The following is a 17,466-nucleotide window of genomic DNA, read 5'->3' as shown; positions in this document are numbered from 1 at the left end:
AGGTGTTTTTTTGTTGCTTAAAGATATATTGAAAGAATACGAGTATGAGATAAAAATTAAAAATTTATCATCGAGTACATTTAAAAGTTATAGATCCATTCTAAATATGTTCGCTAAATATTTAGAGAATGAACATGATGTGACTAATGTTAGTAAAATTTCTAAGTTTCATATAAAGCATTATATTGTTAGCTTGAAACAAAAAGGATTAAAGCCAAGCAGTGTTAATACTCATATACGAGCCATTAAAGCATTTTTTTCCTTTTGTGTTAAAGAAGATTACATTAACAAAGTAGATAAAATTGGATTGCTTAAAGAAGAAGACGGTATAATACAAGCGTTTAATAATGACGAGATTAAATCCATGATTAATTATTTCAAAATGGACAATTTCTTAAATGCTAGAAATAAATGTATCATTGCAACTTTATTGGATACGGGCATAAGGGTAGGAGAATTATGCAGATTAAAAATAAATGATGTAGGAGAAACGTCAATTATAGTTTTTGAAGGAAAAGGAAAGAAAACAAGGGTAGTGCCAATAAGTCCATCATTAAAGAAAATAATGATTAAATATGAAAGGATAAGAGATAATTACGCTACCAAATATTATTTTAATGTTGAAAATTATTTCATTAGTAGAACTGGGAAACCCCTAACTAATGAAGGCGTACAACTTATGGTTAAAAAATTAGAAAAAAATATTAACATAAGAAAGAATATAAGATGCTCTCCTCATACTTTTCGTCATACAGCTTGTCAGCAGTTTTTAAGGAATGGAGCAGATATATATACAGTAAGTAGAATCATGGGACACAGTAATTTATCAATAACAAAGAGATATCTAAGGTCTATTCAAGATGATGAAATAATTGATATGTTTCAAGGATTTTCAACTTTAATGAATATAAAGTAAATTGCAAATAAAAAAGAGAGCGCTCGTAACACTCCTGATACAAGAAACTCAAATAAAAACACTAAAATTTAATAAGAAAATATTGTATCACTTTGATATGATTTTTTCAAGTAGTTGTAACGCAGAAGAACAACTATAAATAATTCAAAAGGTGAGTTGAGCCGATGCTATAAAATCAACAGTTGTAAGTAAGTTATTATCTTAGTTACGCCATTTGCACTTACAATGTTAGGTGATGCCTACCAATTTAAAAGGTGTGCATGATACGCAAACGCTGATGAGTGTGAATGGAAAAATTATAATGACATTAGAGAGACTTAAATTTTTAGCTGATACTTTTCCAGCTATGACGATAAAGGATCTATACGACTTAATACTAATAAACAGACATGAGTCAAGTGTAAAGTAAAACAAATGAAAATAAATTAATTGGGGGTATACAAATGATAGCAAGAATAAGTAAAAAACTAACTGGAGAAAATTGGTTTGCTAAGGCAGAGCAAAGAGAAAACATAATTGATGAAAGAAATAAATCAGGGAAAATCAATATTTTGATGGATTCATTATTTAAAGCAAAAGAAGATGGCGACTATGAAGAATTTAAACATTTAGTAGCAGAAATGTTTCTTGAGGAAGAAGGAAATTATTTTTACATAAGAAAATTATTTGAAAGTAATGTGTCGAAGGAAGATTTAATCAAAGAAATTGACGGAAATAACTGTTACAGTGTATGTGTATTACTAGATGTAATTTAAAAGATATACGTTTCAAGGATACGTTGGTAGAAATTTAAGATTTTGAGTCGTATAATAATTATAGGGGAACTAGATTGACCAATACAATATCAATATCATAATACAATTGTTGCAAACAAGAAGGTTAAATGCTTAAAAAATAGATATTTTCTTATAGAGAGGGTGATACAAATTTAAAAAAGTGAGGTGAATAAGATGAGAGATGGAAAAAAATATATTTATAATCCTGAGCAAGCCAGATTTTATATATCAAATGGTATAATGCCAGTTCGCGTAGATGTACACAGACAAACTAAAAAAATGTTTTTTATATTCAACTATGATGAAACTAAAGAAGTGTATTTGCAATGGTTAAATAGAAAACATTAGGAGGTATAATAGGATGAGCAATTTATTAAAAGAAGAAGAAAAAGATATAACAGTAAGTAATTTAATTGACACTTCAAGAATAGACAAATCTAAAATAAACTTCGTTGAAGCAGGAACTGGAACAGGTAAAACATTTTGGGCATTGAAAACATTGCCATCACAATTAAAAAATATTAGACCTGAACAAGTATTATTTGTAACAAGTAGATCAATAACAAAATATCAACAATTAATAGACGAAGAATATAAAGATATAGTAAGAGGACTAGATAATAATAGCCAACTAGGATTAAATAATTATGCAAATTTTTATAACGCATTAATGTATAAAGAAACTAATGCTATTGGAACTTGTTATGATAACATAGAACGTGAAAGAATTGCTCACATGGTTACATATAACTTTTTCAAATTTATGCTTGAAGATAACATATCAATATTAAATAAATTCAGATTAATAGTTTTAGATGAATTTCATTCAATGCTAACAGATACATTTAACAAAGAAGCACAATATGTATATGATATTATGATTATGTTATTAGATAAAAATAAGGAAATGCAACGAGAAATATTTGGTTTAAAAAAACATGAAGACTTAATAATAGTAGGTATGTCAGCAACAACTGATGACTTCAAATACGATAGACAACTCAAAAAACTAATCAATAACTTACTAGACACTCCATATTATAAATACAAAATAATAGAATCAATCAGTTTGATAACAAGTGAACTATATTTAGATGATGTAATAAAAAAATCAAAAGGAAAAACATTATTTATGTCAGCATCAGCTAAAGACTCAGTAAAATTTGCTAATAAATATCATAAAGCTAGAGCTATAGTAAGCAGAACTAATAAAGATAACTTGAGAACTGATGACATGGATAAATTAGAAGATTACATATGTAAATATAAAAAATTACCAGACGAAGTTGACATTTTAATAGGAACAAGTTGCATAAGAGAGGGATTCGAATTTACAATCAATAATAACATTGAGAATATAATTGTTGAGAGTTCTGATCCAGTAGCAATTAAGCAGTTCATAGGAAGATATAGAGGAAATATAAAAAATTTATACATACTTAATTCTAGGGCATTAAACGGAATTATTAATTCAAAAGATAAAAATAAAAAACCAACATATGCTCAAAGGCAACATTATTATGAGTTTAGAGAATTAGTAAACAAAGAATCATTCACATGGTTCACACATTTCACAAATATAGTTCAAAAGAAAGATAATGAAAGTTTATACAAAAGAATAGATAAGAAAGACAATGATTCATTCATTGAATACATCAAAGATAATTGGCTAAATGTACTTATATACACTGATGAACAAAAGAATGAAATAATATCTCATGCTCATTCATTAGGCATAAGAGGTAAAGACAGGAATGAATTGACGTTTAACTACTTGACAAATATTATAGTCAATAGTGGAATCAATGTTAATAAAACTAAGCCAAGAATCAACGGTAAGCGACCAAGAGCAATTGAGTTCATTTAATTGGTACCGAAAATAACGAACTTCTATAAACTATTATTCGTTAAAAGTGGTACCATGTGAGAAAAAGTATAAATCTCCCCTTAGTAGGGGAAGAATGGACGGCTTGAGTGGTTTTCTCAAACGTACATTCCTAGGGGTATGGATAGCCTTATGGCGTTTGAATACAATAATTTAAATATTGGAGGGATTAGTTATAAATAAAAATGAGTTAATTAATGAAAAGAGAAGATTACATTTAGAGATTGAGGATTTATGCGACAGTATGTATGATTTAGATAATAAGTATTATTGTTTCAATGAAGTGAGAGCGATTGCATCAAATAATTTTAATGAAGTATTAGAAGGTATGCTAAGTTTAATTGAAGGATCTTCTGAAATAGTAAGTTATGAAATATATGATTTAAATGAAAAATGTAAAAAATTTAACTTCAAAAATAATCTTAATGAAGTAGAAAAATTGTTTGATGAATTAGTTTTAGAAAATAATCATATCACATTCAATATGCTAGACGAAGAACAGAAGAAAATAACTGTAGTTTCATTAGTTAAATTTGTAAATGAAATTGACTTTGACAAAAGCGATGCTAATTATAATCTATATTTCAAGTCAATAGATCAACAACTAGAAGTTCTTAATAATGAAATTAAGTCAATAGATCAACAATTAGAGCATTACAGAAAAATATACCTACAAGATTTGTATAATGTAGCAATGAGTGAGTTAAATGAAAGATGTTTTGATAGTAAAGATTTGTTTAGTCAGTTAGATTTAAATGTAAATTGGAGTTACTTTGACAAAGAAAATGTTAAAGGAAGATTCAGATTTAAAGAATACAAAATTGATATAGATAAAAATTATATTTTTCTTGATGAATATGATATAGAAAGTGAAAATAGCAGAGATATAATATTAACATTAAAGCACGAGATAATGCACGCTTATGTATCTAAATTTTATGATGATGAGTATAGCTTAGACACTAATCCTTTTTTCATGTCAACGCTTTTATGGGCGTCTCCTGATGAAAAAAATTCATATGAGTGTTTTAAAGAATTCAAACAAACTAAATCATACGAAAAAATAATGAAATGTAAAACTTTCAATGATGCTGAAAGATTATCATATAGAATGTTTATTGAAAATAATTGTGAGGTAATATAATGAAGAAAATATTGAGTTTAGGATTATTTATAATTATATGTTGTGGTTTTATGGTTGGGTGTAAAAGTGAAATGAGTGAAGATGATGTTATTAATGAGAGTAAAAATATTGAAAATGTAGAGATGGAGTTATATGCATTAACAGATAAAATTGACGAAAAAGTAGAGAGCATACATGAGGCTAAAAACCAACTTGACTCAGAGAAATATTATAAAGAGTTATGTGAATTAAAAAAACAATTTGATGAGTGTAAAAAGAAACAAGATAAATTAAATATAGATGGGGTTAAAGAATATTATAGAAATTTATACGATAAGGGTAATGATGACGCAGGGTTACAATTTGAATATGCTAAAGATTCACAAAAATCTATAAAAAAATACATTTCATTATATACGGAGATATTTACTTATTTTGACGACGATGTGTTGACATATGATGAATATTGCCATGCATTAGATATACAATTAATTACACGTAGATTAGATTTTTATAAGAGCGATGATGAGGATAATAAAGAAGAATATAAATTCCAAGAAGAATTGAAGAAAAAATACGATTTAAATTATGAAGAGGTTGAATTGAATGATTAATTTAAGCGATTTAAAATTAAACAAAATTATTGGTGAAGTTTTATACCCATTCAATAAATGAAAAAAGAAGAACAAGTTAGAGAAATTTTAAACTATCTACTTTAAGGGGAGCACTTCAAAATGTGACACCCTTTGAGGAATTTAGTGAGATGTATAAGTCAATGAAATGTAGTAACTTAGAGTCTAAGGTATTCCCAATGAGTGGCTTTTTGCAATTGAGTTATTCACCTTATGGAGCTCGAATACAATAATTTAAATTTGGAAGGTATATTATGAAGAAATTATTAAGTATAGTAATTATGAATATTTTTGTAGTAACTATTCTAGTTGGTTGTGGTAATGAAGGTAAAATAAGTGATGAAGAAATAGAAAATATTAAATATCAGGAAACAGTAATTAATGATCTTTACAATAAAGTACAAGATAAAATTGCAATTATAGATGGATATATTGAATCTAAATATGAAAATAAATCTATTGATAGTGATGAATTTCGTAACTGTCAAAAATCAATGAGAGAAATAAGTAGAGATTTAGAAAATATAAATTTGGATGAAATGAAAGAATATTACACAAATGAGAATAACATAAATAAATATAATGAACTAAAGAATAAATACAATCAAATAAATAGAAGTGTAAAATACACAGATGGAATCACAGATATGCTTAAAGATGATACTATAGATGATAATGAGGTATTGACTTGGATATGCATGAGAGAAATATGTAATTCAGATACACCACTTTCAGACGAAATGAAAGATAATGATGAGTATAAATCTATAGTAGAAAAATATGGATTTTCATTAATAGATAAACAGAATAAGTTTGATAAGAAATATGAAGTTAAAGATGTTAACTAAAGGAATTGATTTTATGGAAGAAAAAAGAGTTGAATTAGAAGAACTTAAAAATGATTTAATAAGATGTATTATACCTTATAAGGAAGATGATAAAGAAATATAAATTGAAGTCTACAACATAATCGGAGATAGAAGATATTAAGTTATAGATGAATTAAAAGAAATACTAGAATGCAATAAAAAGGGGTGTTTTATATGAGGAAAATATTAAGTTTAGGATTATTTATAATTGTATGTTGTGGTTTTATGGTTGGATGTCAAAGCAAAATGAGCAATGAAGAAATGGAGAAATATTGTGATTATGAATCAGATATTGAAAGTATGAATATGGACTCTAATCAAATAAAGAAGAGAGTAGATGAATATATTGAGAAATTTGATATTCCTGATATTGAATATACACTAAATATTAATTCTGATGACCTTGAATGTTATAAGGATGAATTAAAAGAATATAATGAAAAATTAAACAGTATGGATATTAGTAAGTTTAAAAATTTTTATGAAAATGCACAGGAATATAGAGGTACGAATAAAAAAGAAGAACATGATAAGTATGAGAAAACTCAAAAGAAAATATTTAATATAAAAAGAAAATTTGCTTATTATTCTGAAATAATACCATATATATTAGACGATAAAATAACAGAAAGTGAACGTAAAGAAATAAAACAATTACAAGAGTTATCATTATATCATATAGATAATAAAACTTTAGAAAAGTTTCCTAGTAGATTTACGGATAAAGATATAAAAAAACAAAATGACATATACAAAAAATATAACATAAATGAGGATGAATTTAGTGAGATGTAGAAGCCAATGAAATAGAGTAACTTAGAGTCTAAGGTATTCCCAATGAGTGGCTTTTTGCAATTGAGTTATTCGCCTTATGGCGTTTGAATACAATAATTTAAGTATTGGAGGGGGATAATTATGAAGAAAGTTATAGGTATCATAAGTATTGTTTTAAGTGTATTTGTAGGATTACAAAGTATGATAGCAGGATTAGGTAATACAATTGTAAATAATGGAGAAGTAAGTGGTACAGCTGGATTTATATTGGCAATTATAATGTTGGTATCAGGTATATTAACATTAGCATCAAGAGAAAGTAAAGGAGTATTAATCACCGCAATAGTATTTTATATTCTTGGAGGTATTACGGGTTCATGCAATATTGGTTCATATGCAGATTTACAAATATGGTCAATACTAAATTTAATATTCGCTGGAGCACTAATCTTCAAAGTTACAGATAAGAAAAAAGCCACAATAATAGTTGCTGTAATGGTATTTATAATTGGTGGAGCTAGTATCATAGGAAACAAAGTTATTAAAGGTAATGATAACGAAACTAAAGAAATAACAAAGAATGAAAATAATAATTTTACTAAAAAAGTTATATTAGATAATGATGTGTGTAAATTTACAGTATTAGAACCAGCTGAAGATGAAAGTATGAAAACAGTTGGATATAAAGTTTTAGTTGAAAATAAAACAAATGATACAATATCAGTTGGGTTACAAGATGTATCTGTAGATGGCGTTATGAATGATCCAATGTGGGCAGTTGATATAACTGCTAAGAATAAAGCATATAGTCAAGTTGAATGGGTAACTAATTCAAGCACTAATGAAAATGTTAAATCAATAGATGATATTAAAGATGTAAAGGGTAGAGTTTATATCATGAATGCAGATACAGGCGAAGAATTATGTAATGAAAATGTTGACTTACTAACTTCAAAAAATGATGAAGACAAAAAAGAGGATAAGAAAGAAACAGAAGAAAGTAAAGATGAGCAATCAGACAATTCAAATAAAACAAGCAAAAAATCATCAAGCAGCAAGTCAAATGCGTCTAGTAAAAAATAAAAATAAATCTAATGGAAATTATGACGATAGTAAAATACCATGTCCTAACTGTGGCAGAAGAATAAGTGTTTTTAATAATGTAGAAGTAAATTGCCCTTACTGTGCGTATTATTATAACTCTAATACGGGTGAAGAAGAAATATATGATGATAATTATGATAATTCAAATAATAATTCGGATAATGCTGATAATAGTTGGGATCAAGAATCACAGTACGATAATACAGATGATGCAGAATAGTATTAGTTTTAATACAATAATTTAAATTTGGGGGATAAAAATGAATATGAAGGATAATTTTAATAAATTTAGGTTAAAAATCAAAGAAGAATTAAAAAATCAAACAGATATAAACTTTAGTATTAAAGGAACTGTGAAAGTAATATTAAAAATTATAGTATTTTTTATAGTAATATCATTTTTTATTTTATGTAGTGAGAATGTTGCAATATCAGATAATTATGATTCATTAGTAAATGATTATAACTCTTTGGTTAAGAAGTATAATAATTTATCAGAAGAGAATGAAGAATTAAAATCCAAATTAGATGAAGCCAAACCATGGTTTGAAATGAAAAAAGAAGAACAAAAAGCAATAGAACAAGAGAATGAAAAAAGAGAAGCGAAGGAACAGGCTAAGAAAAAGGCAGAAGAGGAGCAAGAAAAGAGAAAAGCAGAAGAAAAAGAGAAAAAAGGTTATGATACAGGAATAGGATATAAGGATCTAGCTAGAAATCCAAAGGATTATGTAGGAGAAAAAATTAAATTCAAGGGAAAAGTTGTACAAGTCATGGAAGGTGATGGAGAAGTTCAAGTAAGATTAGCTGTAAATGGAGATTATGATAATATAATGTATTGTGTATATAATAGTTCAATTGTAACATCGAGAGTTTTAGAAGATGATTATATAACAGTTATGGGTAAAAGCTCAGACTTAATAACTTATACATCTACAATGGGCGGAGAAATTACAATACCTTCTATGATGGTTGAAAAAATAGATATGTAAATATTATCAGCACTTACAAATATGTAAGTGTTTTTTATTTATCTTTTGCATATTATTAATTTTCAAAATATTTACATAAAATATTGTTCACTAAATATATTCCTAGCGCTCCTAGTAATATAGATCCTGATGTTCCAATTACTTCTTTTATATAGAATATTAGCATAAATATAAAAGCGTACATAAGAGATTTGATTTTTATGTACTTATTATTTTCATATGATTTATACGTATAAAACTTATTCAATAAGATATAACATATAATTGTACTTATTAGTATTATTATATTGTTAGATACATTATGCATTTATAATTCCTCCAATATATATTTACATTTAATTATAGCAACTTGATGGCTTAAAATCTAGTAATATTATAAAAGGAAATATTAATGAATTACAAAAGTAATACAAATAATAAAGAAATAGTTTTGTAATAGATATAAACGGAGAGATAATTATTTAGTATCACATTATTGTATAAAGTTAAATATATATGTCTACGAAAACACAGAAAATCTTGTTCAATTTATTTCTGATAGTAATACCATACATAATTTTATAAATAAGTGGTTTTATTTTTTAATTAAGTTTTCAGTAAATTTTACTGAGGTAATACTAGGAATATATCCTTCGTAATTTAAAAATGCACCAATAATAGAATTATTTTCACTAACTATTAAAGATAATGTTACAATTCCATCATTAAATTTAGAATGTTCATTTAATTGATATGTACTAATTTTAAAATTATTTTTGTTTTTTTCAATAATATTTTCATCATATCCACCTTCTTTACATGATGATGTAATCATAGAAAATACATGTTCATCTTCAATATCTAATTTTAAATCGTATTCATCTTTATCTTTTTTTAAAGAATATCCATTTTCTTTAGCTATTTTTTGACCTTCATTAAATGTATTTAAGTATTTTGTTGTGGTATCCTCTTTTGTCTGGCATCCAATTATTAAAATAACCGTAGATAAAATATAAAATAATATAAGTATATATTTCTTCAAATTATTTCCTCCGTATACTTTTTATTTGTTAAATTTCTTACTATTATACTATTAATTATATTAGACCAAATAACACTTTTATCCTTTATTTATAAATATAAAAATAGCTATTTAAAAACCTCTCTTATTTTAGTATTTATATAAGTAACATTTTAACTATAAAAGTAGTTTATAATGTATTTGAGATGATAATGTGGATAAAGATACATTAAATAAATTAGGTATAATGGAGCAAATAGAATTCATAAATAAGAAACTTAAAGAAGATTACAAACGAAAACATTTCGTATAATATATGAAGTATAAATAATTACAATAATGGAGGTTCTAAATGGGTAATATACAATTAAAATGGGATATAGTATGTACTGGTACAGATGTTAAAATAAAAGATGTGAATACATCTGTAAAAGAACTATATGGTGGATTTGGTCAAGGTCAAAAGATCTTAACTGTTCCTCAAATAGCAATGTTACACGCAGTAGATCCATTAAATAAAGCTGAAGTTACAAGTAAAATAAAAAGAATAAATGAGCTTATAAATAATAATATTATACTTGATAGTGGGGATGAATACTTTGAATTTGGAGTAGATATTATAGACCTAAAATCCGAGGACGTTTCAAACGACCACAAAGCATGTATTAAAAATTTAATTAGTAATAAAATATATACTCAAAACTCAGTAAATAGAGCTAATAATTTGTTTATACTATCGGAGCAAGGGTATTCTTTATTAATAAATCTGATGACAGATTCTAAATCTAAGGTGATATATAAAAATGTAATAAGAGACTATTTCAGAATGAGAAATCTTATTTTGAGCAGTGAAGATGCTGAACAATATGTTCTAAGATTGCTTGGTAAGAAAGAAAGAAAAAAACTACAGATACAATAAAATATTTTATTGAAAAAGGTGATTTAGAGCATGATCCTAGTGATAGAAGAAAAAATACTTATGCAAAAGAAACTAATTACATATATAAATTGCTTTTCGGTATGACATCTAATGATATAAAAGACTTTTTAGGATTAGACTTAAAACCAAATGATACAGTAAGAAACTATTTATGTATGGAAGATATAGAAGACATTAGAAATGTAGAAGGAAGGGTTAGCTATATGACGGAAGATGGTAAATCTTATGAAGAAATTCAAGATAGACTAAAAGAGCTATATCCTATTCGAAGAAAACCAAGATTAGCTGGTAAAAATATTAATTTGATAAAAAGGTTAATGAATAATGATTAATGTAGGATATAAACTTATATAGAAATTAATAGGAGGATATATACGAGTTTGAATGATATATCAAAATTTAGGTTTTAGGTATGTTCAACAAAACACTTGTTATCGTGAACATTCACTAATACATTAAAATCACTAAAAATATAAGTAAAAACAATATTTAGACAAGACAATAATGTTCAAGAAAATAAAGAACCTTTTTTAATACAGTCTTAAAAAGTATCAAAACTAATGCTAAATAAAAAAGTACCAAAAGTGCTTGACTCATTAGTTATAGTATATTAATATCGTAGTATAAAAACAAATGAACATTAATTTTAATACTGTAATATAAGAAGGTGGTACTTAAACATGAGTAAAATTTATGGCTATTGTAGAATATCAACTAAAAATCAATCAATAGAACGCCAAATAAGAAATATAAAGGATTTGTATCCAAGTGCAATAATATTAGAAGAATCATTTACTGGAACTAAAATAGAAGGTAGAAAAGAATTTAATAAGTTATTATCTAAAGTTAAATCAGGAGACACAATTGTATTTGATAGTGTAAGTAGAATGAGTAGAAATGTGGAAGAAGGTTATAAGCTATATGAAGAGTTATACAATAAAGGTATAGAGTTAATATTTATTAAAGAACCACACATCAATACAACTACTTACAAGCAAGCATTAACAAATAATATAGAGTTAACAGGAACATCAGTGGATAGCATTTTAAAAGGTGTGAATGAGTATTTATTAGCACTAGCAAAAGAACAAATAAAACTAGCGTTTATTCAAGCAGAAAAAGAAGTTAAGGATTTACAACAAAGAACAAAAGAAGGAATTGAAACGGCTAGATTAAATGGTAAACAGATAGGACTTGAAAAAGGAACTAAGTTAATTACTAAAAAAAGTATAGCTGCTAAGGAACAAATACAAAAATATAGTAAAGACTTTAATGGATCACTTAAAGATACAGAGGTAATGAAGTTAATAGGAGTAGCAAGAAATAGTTATTATAAATATAAAAAAGAATTGATTGAAGAATTACACAATGCCCAATGTCGTAATTAAAATCAATGAACATCCAATAATTATCTGCTTATGTTCATTAGAATAGCTTTAATTGAATAAACTCTAAATACAATTTTAATTAAAGCCATTTATGCTTACTTAAAAAAAGATGCTTTAGTTGATAAGAATATTCTAAAGGAAACTAAGCTTAAAATAGATAGGTTAGAGTATTTAAAGTTAAAAAATAATAACTCTAACTATTAAGCTAATAAAAAATAATAAAAAGGGGGTAATATTATGTAAATTTTATGCATAAATACTGTGGAGGATTAGAAATATAGAACCAGAAGCCCTATGGGGTAAGAATATATTTGTTACAATGTAAAGGCTTACGAAAAAAGGTATATACTTTTTTCTAAATAGTAAAAAATTATTGAAAAAGAGAGATATTTTTCATATAATATTTGAGTGCAGATTTTAATGGAGCTATTGCTCTGATATACAGAATTTTCACCAACTAATAAACCTTACTTTAATTTTTTAGACTTTCTGATTTTTTTTCACCAATGCCTATTATAGCAGAGAAAGAAAATCAGAAAGTTCTACTGGGTAAATACCATTGTTATAATATAAAGACTTAAAAAAGAGTCGTCTAATCCAAAGGAGACTTTTTTTATATAATTTTACTGGCACCAATACTAGCTTCTCTACTTTTGATTATTAGCGGATAAAAATTCCTCGGTTTTGCAGAAGACGGTTTTGCAGTAATTATGACAGTTATGTAGCTATTCCCGTTCACAACTACAAACTAAATTACGCCCAGAGTGTTTTGACTTATATAATGCTTTATCTGCAGTATCTATTACTTGTTCTATTGATAGTCCTTCGGAAAACTCACCCACTCCAAAGCTCGAAGTTAGATGAATATTTTCTTCAAACATATGGCATTCAATTTTATTTCGTAAAGATTCAGCTATTACCATTGCATCCTCTATTCCGGTATGCTCACAAACAATCAAAAATTCTTCACCGCCCCATCTGCCTACTGCATCTGTTTTACGAATGTTTTCTCTCAAAATATATGCTATTTCAACAAGTACTTTATCTCCAACATTATGACCATATATATCATTTATGTTTTTAAAATAGTCAATATCAACCATTATTACAGAGCTTTTCTCCTTGTATCTATCGTAGGAGTCCTTTTGCTTTGATAATATTCTTTCCAGTATCATTCTATTATTTATTCCAGTTAACCTGTCAGTTTCACAAGCTATTTGAAGTTCACCAACAAGCCTTTTGACTTCTAAATTTGTTTTTATCATTTGAGTAACCGATTCAATTAATTTACATAAATTTAGAAACGCTTCTTTCCAATCTTTCAACATATATTCAGAACAAATAAAGTCAATTAAAAGAATTCTTTCTCTTCTTGGTATCAATTCATCATTAACTCGCATAACTGCTGTATAGCTTTCACTATCACTTCTAAGAATATTTACTTGACCTTTCAGTTCATTAGCATTTATTTGTTCTTTAATCTCATTGATTCGTATAATCTGAGTTGTATCCAGTTTTTCAAATTTATCAACATTTGGTTCTACAGTAGCTTGCTTTACCTCAGAAGGTTCATTCAGTATTTCACTCAATGACTCACAGTAATTATAATCATCACCCTTTAACAGTAATAATGTTATATTGGACTTGATATATCCAATCATTCTGAAAAATTTTTCTTTAATTAAAAGTTGATTCACTTTTTCTACTGAGTTGATAAAGTAGTCTAAAGACCTCCATTCACAGAATGTGCGTTCAAAAGCACCATCCTCCTGATATCTGGAAGTACCATTTAGTACAATTTCCATTACAACGCCATCTTTACGTTTTAACTTCAATCGTACGTTGTTTACGAATCCATAATCTTTTAGATGTGAAAATTCATTATAAACAACGGCACGACTCTCATCAAGTAAAAATTCACCAAAAAAGCGACCGATTACCTCAGTTCTCTCATAGCCAGTTGTTTTTAACCAACACGGACTTACCTCTATAATCTTGCCTTCATTATTTAACGAATGCACCATTTCTTCTGTGCTACTTAAGTCCATAGAATGTTCACTTTGCCTTAGACTATACATATTGGCAGCTTTATTAACGTTCATTTCATCTATCATTAGGGTATCTCCTTTATACGTGTCTAATAAGAAACAGAGTTCTGCTTAAGCATAGTTACTAATGCTATGCATACTCATCTGAATAACTCTGTTATAATTATACATTATAAGACATAATATTTGGTAAATCTATAGTTCACACGGTCTTAAATGATTATTAGTGTTGTGCATTGTTGTAGGCACAAAAAAATAAGCGGTTTGTACCCAGTATCATACATAACCGCTTTTATGGTTTGTAGGGATAAGCGAAAATCTCTAAACCCCTAATAAAAACTTATGCAAAGTATCTTTTGACTAATCCCTCAAAGGCCTTTTTATATCAGTATAACATCATATAAGCTCAAAATGCTTCAAGGCATCCTTAATTGCTTCCACCTTATGAACTGGTGCTGGTTTATATGGATATTTCAATTCTTCGACCTTGTTTGGTGCATCATATATAGATAAACCAAGCAAACATTTAACCTCAGCAATATAGGCTGTATGCACTTTAAAGCCGTATTTTCCTTCAACATAGGCCTGTATCATTGAATAAGTAACTCGTTCGGGTATGCTATCAACACCGTCCTCATATTCCATTTTTACACTAATAAATCCATCTGCATCTTTGTGGGACAAAAGGACAACCGTCTCAACGTGCAGCATACGAGGAAACATATAAAAAACTTCCTTTACTTATGGTACAATTCACCTTATCAATTCTATTTTTTGCATAAGAAAACCCCTTAACTAATAGGCATTAGTAGAAATAGTTATTATAAATATAAAAAAGAATTGATTGAAGGCTAGAGAAATAATCTAGTCTTTTTTATTTGCTTAGAATCAATTTTAAAAGGTGATATGGAGGGGATATTTTATATTTTTTATGTAGTTTTTATAAGTCATATTAGTTAAGTACTTCTACTTCTACATAACGGAAAATGCACAAAGATTAAGTAATAATAATTAAATCACTTATACGAGGTTAGAGTATTAAGTATTTAATGCTGCTAAATAAAAATGTAATTTTATGATTATAATAACTATCTAAAATTGAATTATAGAAATGGAAGGATAAAGTATAAAAGGAATAAATCATAAAGGCTATAAATCGTTTATACACAGTCGAAAATAAGTGTTTTACTTCTATATTTCATTTAAAAAAATATTAGTGTCTAATTTCAGCTTCATTTACAATTTTTTTACGATACTTACTTAGAATAAAGTCTACAAATAGACATTAAGTGTCTACATAAAATAGATTGTAACTATTACATTTTTACGGGAATTATCTGCAAAAAGTTAAGTAATATCAATTACTAGGTATCACAAATTGTGATGTAAATTTCTTATTATTAATGAGAAACTTTATAACAATTAAAAACAAGATAGTTTAAATGACTCGTAAATTATGTACAAAAAGTTCTATATCGTTGTGAACGATTTAGGATTAAAAACAAAAATTTAGGAGCAGCCAATGTCGGTTACTCCTCTTTTATTTCTACTACATCTTCAATTTTACAGTTAAGAGCCAAACAAATATTATCAATAATATACAGACTCACACTTTCATTTTTAGATAATTTACTCAACGTATGTGTACTAAAATTAGCCATTTCTCTCAATTTAGTCTTAGAAATTCCTTTGTCATGGATTATAGCTTATCATATTACAAAATTTCCTTTTTATTTTAATTGTAGCACAAAATATTCCACAGAATCAAACCTTGACACGGCCTATGTGTTACCGTACACTAATATTATAAAATTAAATAAAAAGGTTATGTATAACTGTATAATAATATAACTTCATTTGCTTTATAAGATTATTGAAATTTCAACGTTTCATATTTCTAATTATATGTATAACTGAAAATAATACTTGTCCAGTAGATGGAATAAAGTATGTTTTTGGATGTGGTTATGATAAAAAGAACTTATTTTATAAAGAAAGTGGAGAATTGGCTTTTAATATTTTTAATACTAATAATAGTGATAGTTTAAGGGTTATTTATATAGGAAAAAATAATACTAATTCAAAAGATGAGTATACAAAATATATTCTAAATGGAAATATAGATGAATTATTTGATTTTTCTGAAGTAAAATACAGCTTATAATTAAAACTCCTTTCTTTACAATGAAATCATTGTAAAGAAAGGAGTTTTTTTATTTGATTAATAATATAACTGTAAGATTTCTTAATCCAAGAAGGAGGATAAGGGCTCTTCCCACCATGAAAATGACATGACAAAGTTTGAAGTTATTTCTTCTTTAACAGAACTAATTTCAAATAGGTAACTAAACCCAGGAGAAATAACTACGCCACCATTTTCATTGGAAATATGCATATTATAAGGAGATATAATTAAGTTTTGACTATAAATACCATAAATTTTTTCAATATCATTACCAAAAAATATCTTGCCAGTAGGCATGCTTCCACAAGAATTTGAATTGGTTATAGTTATATCACTAGAACTTTCTAAATTTCCTATGACATCTTCCACGCAGTAATATATTTTAGATATAACAGGACTTGATGATAAATTGGAAATTATAGAACTTTTAACATAAATATTTACGTTTGATTTTTTAGGATTAGATAATAAAAAATAAGCACAGTCAAAGGTGCTATTTCCACCACAATCCATTTCTTCACTAACTCCATTAAATAATGATAAGTTTTTAGTTTGAATATATCCATTAGAAATATCACAAGAGTAATTAATCGTTGATGGTATTTCTGAGTTATTCATATTTTTAGATGATTTGGGTTTATTTATATATTGATTTTGAGTTATTTTCATTTTCATCACTCCTATTACTATCTTAAAAGAGTATATGAATTAATATAAAAAACTATGAATATTTATAAATGATGACGCTTTGTAATATTTATTGTATACAAATAATTAAAAAGATATTGAAATTGTATATAAAATAGTGTACTATAAAAATGTAGTGTACACTATATA

At 26.6% G+C, this 17,466-nt stretch carries 23 protein-coding genes; 17 read left to right on the top strand and 6 right to left on the bottom strand.

Annotated features, from left to right (window positions below):
• The first annotated feature begins 10 nt into the window (after positions 1 to 10).
• From K0039_RS02090 to K0039_RS02040, 13 genes are all read left to right on the top strand, one after another.
• Entirely contained in the window at positions 11 to 916 is a 906-nt protein-coding gene (locus K0039_RS02090) for a tyrosine-type recombinase/integrase (RefSeq protein WP_228103405.1), read from the top strand.
• A gap of 277 nt (positions 917 to 1,193) precedes the next feature.
• On the top strand, positions 1,194 to 1,325 hold the full coding sequence (locus K0039_RS21900; RefSeq protein WP_265589386.1) for a hypothetical protein: 132 nt from the start codon (positions 1,194 to 1,196) through the stop codon (positions 1,323 to 1,325).
• 34 nt (positions 1,326 to 1,359) lie between these two features.
• Complete coding sequence (locus K0039_RS02085) at positions 1,360 to 1,671, top strand: hypothetical protein (protein WP_228103404.1); 312 nt, start codon at positions 1,360 to 1,362, stop codon at positions 1,669 to 1,671.
• Between the two features lie 195 nt (positions 1,672 to 1,866).
• Complete coding sequence (locus tag K0039_RS02080) at positions 1,867 to 2,040, top strand: hypothetical protein (RefSeq protein ID WP_228103403.1); 174 nt, start codon at positions 1,867 to 1,869, stop codon at positions 2,038 to 2,040.
• Between the two features lie 13 nt (positions 2,041 to 2,053).
• Complete coding sequence (locus K0039_RS02075) at positions 2,054 to 3,559, top strand: DEAD/DEAH box helicase family protein (RefSeq protein ID WP_228103402.1); 1,506 nt, start codon at positions 2,054 to 2,056, stop codon at positions 3,557 to 3,559.
• A 178-nt stretch (positions 3,560 to 3,737) separates the two neighbouring features.
• Entirely contained in the window at positions 3,738 to 4,721 is a 984-nt protein-coding gene (locus tag K0039_RS02070; RefSeq protein ID WP_228103401.1) for a hypothetical protein, read from the top strand.
• A complete protein-coding gene (locus tag K0039_RS02065) occupies positions 4,721 to 5,314 on the top strand; it encodes a hypothetical protein (protein WP_228103400.1) in 594 nt (197 codons plus the stop codon). The genes K0039_RS02070 and K0039_RS02065 overlap by 1 nt, the downstream gene beginning before the upstream one ends.
• A gap of 272 nt (positions 5,315 to 5,586) precedes the next feature.
• Positions 5,587 to 6,180, top strand: coding sequence for a hypothetical protein (locus K0039_RS02060; RefSeq protein ID WP_228103399.1), 594 nt, complete (start codon positions 5,587 to 5,589; stop codon positions 6,178 to 6,180).
• Positions 6,158 to 6,283: a hypothetical protein gene (locus K0039_RS21895; RefSeq protein WP_265589385.1), complete on the top strand. Its 126-nt coding sequence runs from the start codon at positions 6,158 to 6,160 to the stop codon at positions 6,281 to 6,283. Before K0039_RS02060 ends, K0039_RS21895 begins: the two co-directional genes overlap by 23 nt.
• A 92-nt stretch (positions 6,284 to 6,375) precedes the next feature.
• The gene (locus K0039_RS02055; RefSeq protein WP_228103398.1) at positions 6,376 to 6,996 is read left to right on the top strand and encodes a hypothetical protein; all 621 of its coding nucleotides are present in this window, start codon (positions 6,376 to 6,378) and stop codon (positions 6,994 to 6,996) included.
• A 120-nt stretch (positions 6,997 to 7,116) separates the two neighbouring features.
• The gene (locus K0039_RS02050; protein WP_228103397.1) at positions 7,117 to 8,058 is read left to right on the top strand and encodes a hypothetical protein; all 942 of its coding nucleotides are present in this window, start codon (positions 7,117 to 7,119) and stop codon (positions 8,056 to 8,058) included.
• On the top strand, positions 8,039 to 8,299 hold the full coding sequence (locus K0039_RS02045) for a hypothetical protein (protein ID WP_228103396.1): 261 nt from the start codon (positions 8,039 to 8,041) through the stop codon (positions 8,297 to 8,299). The genes K0039_RS02050 and K0039_RS02045 overlap by 20 nt, the downstream gene beginning before the upstream one ends.
• Positions 8,300 to 8,339: 40 nt before the next feature.
• Positions 8,340 to 9,068 carry a toxin regulator gene (locus K0039_RS02040; RefSeq protein WP_228103395.1) on the top strand — a complete coding sequence of 243 codons (729 nt, stop codon included), beginning with the start codon at positions 8,340 to 8,342 and terminating at the stop codon, positions 9,066 to 9,068.
• Positions 9,069 to 9,123: 55 nt separating this feature from the next.
• Here the strand turns inward: K0039_RS02040 and K0039_RS02035 are convergent, their stop codons facing one another.
• Both K0039_RS02035 and K0039_RS02030 read right to left on the bottom strand, forming a co-directional pair.
• Positions 9,124 to 9,375 carry a hypothetical protein gene (locus K0039_RS02035; RefSeq protein ID WP_228103394.1) on the bottom strand — a complete coding sequence of 84 codons (252 nt, stop codon included), beginning with the start codon at positions 9,373 to 9,375 and terminating at the stop codon, positions 9,124 to 9,126.
• A gap of 267 nt (positions 9,376 to 9,642) precedes the next feature.
• On the bottom strand, positions 9,643 to 10,089 hold the full coding sequence (locus K0039_RS02030; RefSeq protein WP_228103393.1) for a hypothetical protein: 447 nt from the start codon (positions 10,087 to 10,089) through the stop codon (positions 9,643 to 9,645).
• A gap of 331 nt (positions 10,090 to 10,420) precedes the next feature.
• Between K0039_RS02030 and K0039_RS02025 the strand changes: the two genes are divergently transcribed.
• From K0039_RS02025 to K0039_RS02015, 3 genes are all read left to right on the top strand, one after another.
• A complete protein-coding gene (locus tag K0039_RS02025) occupies positions 10,421 to 10,987 on the top strand; it encodes a hypothetical protein (RefSeq protein WP_228103392.1) in 567 nt (188 codons plus the stop codon).
• Positions 10,988 to 11,088: 101 nt separating this feature from the next.
• Entirely contained in the window at positions 11,089 to 11,340 is a 252-nt protein-coding gene (locus K0039_RS02020) for a hypothetical protein (RefSeq protein WP_228103391.1), read from the top strand.
• Between the two features lie 348 nt (positions 11,341 to 11,688).
• Positions 11,689 to 12,396, top strand: coding sequence for a recombinase family protein (locus K0039_RS02015; protein ID WP_228103390.1), 708 nt, complete (start codon positions 11,689 to 11,691; stop codon positions 12,394 to 12,396).
• 725 nt (positions 12,397 to 13,121) lie between these two features.
• On the opposite strand, the gene K0039_RS02010 is transcribed toward K0039_RS02015, so the two are convergent.
• From K0039_RS02010 to K0039_RS02000, 3 genes are all read right to left on the bottom strand, one after another.
• Positions 13,122 to 14,510, bottom strand: coding sequence for a GGDEF domain-containing protein (locus tag K0039_RS02010; protein WP_228103389.1), 1,389 nt, complete (start codon positions 14,508 to 14,510; stop codon positions 13,122 to 13,124).
• A gap of 330 nt (positions 14,511 to 14,840) precedes the next feature.
• Complete coding sequence (locus tag K0039_RS02005) at positions 14,841 to 15,128, bottom strand: hypothetical protein (RefSeq protein WP_228103388.1); 288 nt, start codon at positions 15,126 to 15,128, stop codon at positions 14,841 to 14,843.
• A gap of 845 nt (positions 15,129 to 15,973) precedes the next feature.
• Positions 15,974 to 16,144, bottom strand: coding sequence for a helix-turn-helix domain-containing protein (locus tag K0039_RS02000; RefSeq protein ID WP_228104169.1), 171 nt, complete (start codon positions 16,142 to 16,144; stop codon positions 15,974 to 15,976).
• A 173-nt stretch (positions 16,145 to 16,317) separates the two neighbouring features.
• Here K0039_RS02000 and K0039_RS01995 point away from each other — a divergent pair, with 173 nt between their 5' ends.
• Positions 16,318 to 16,608, top strand: a complete 291-nt coding sequence (locus K0039_RS01995) for an FmdE family protein (RefSeq protein WP_228103387.1) — start codon at positions 16,318 to 16,320, stop codon at positions 16,606 to 16,608.
• Between the two features lie 81 nt (positions 16,609 to 16,689).
• Here K0039_RS01995 and K0039_RS01990 read toward each other — a convergent pair whose 3' ends face one another.
• Entirely contained in the window at positions 16,690 to 17,298 is a 609-nt protein-coding gene (locus tag K0039_RS01990) for a DUF6143 family protein (RefSeq protein ID WP_228103386.1), read from the bottom strand.
• Positions 17,299 to 17,466 lie beyond the last annotated feature (168 nt).

It is taken from the genome of Terrisporobacter mayombei, from assembly GCF_020748465.1.
In the GTDB taxonomy this organism is placed as follows: Bacteria; Bacillota; Clostridia; order Peptostreptococcales; family Peptostreptococcaceae; genus Terrisporobacter; species Terrisporobacter mayombei.
Note: the sequence above shows the minus strand (reverse complement) of the source record. Positions and strands in the feature narration are given on the sequence as shown.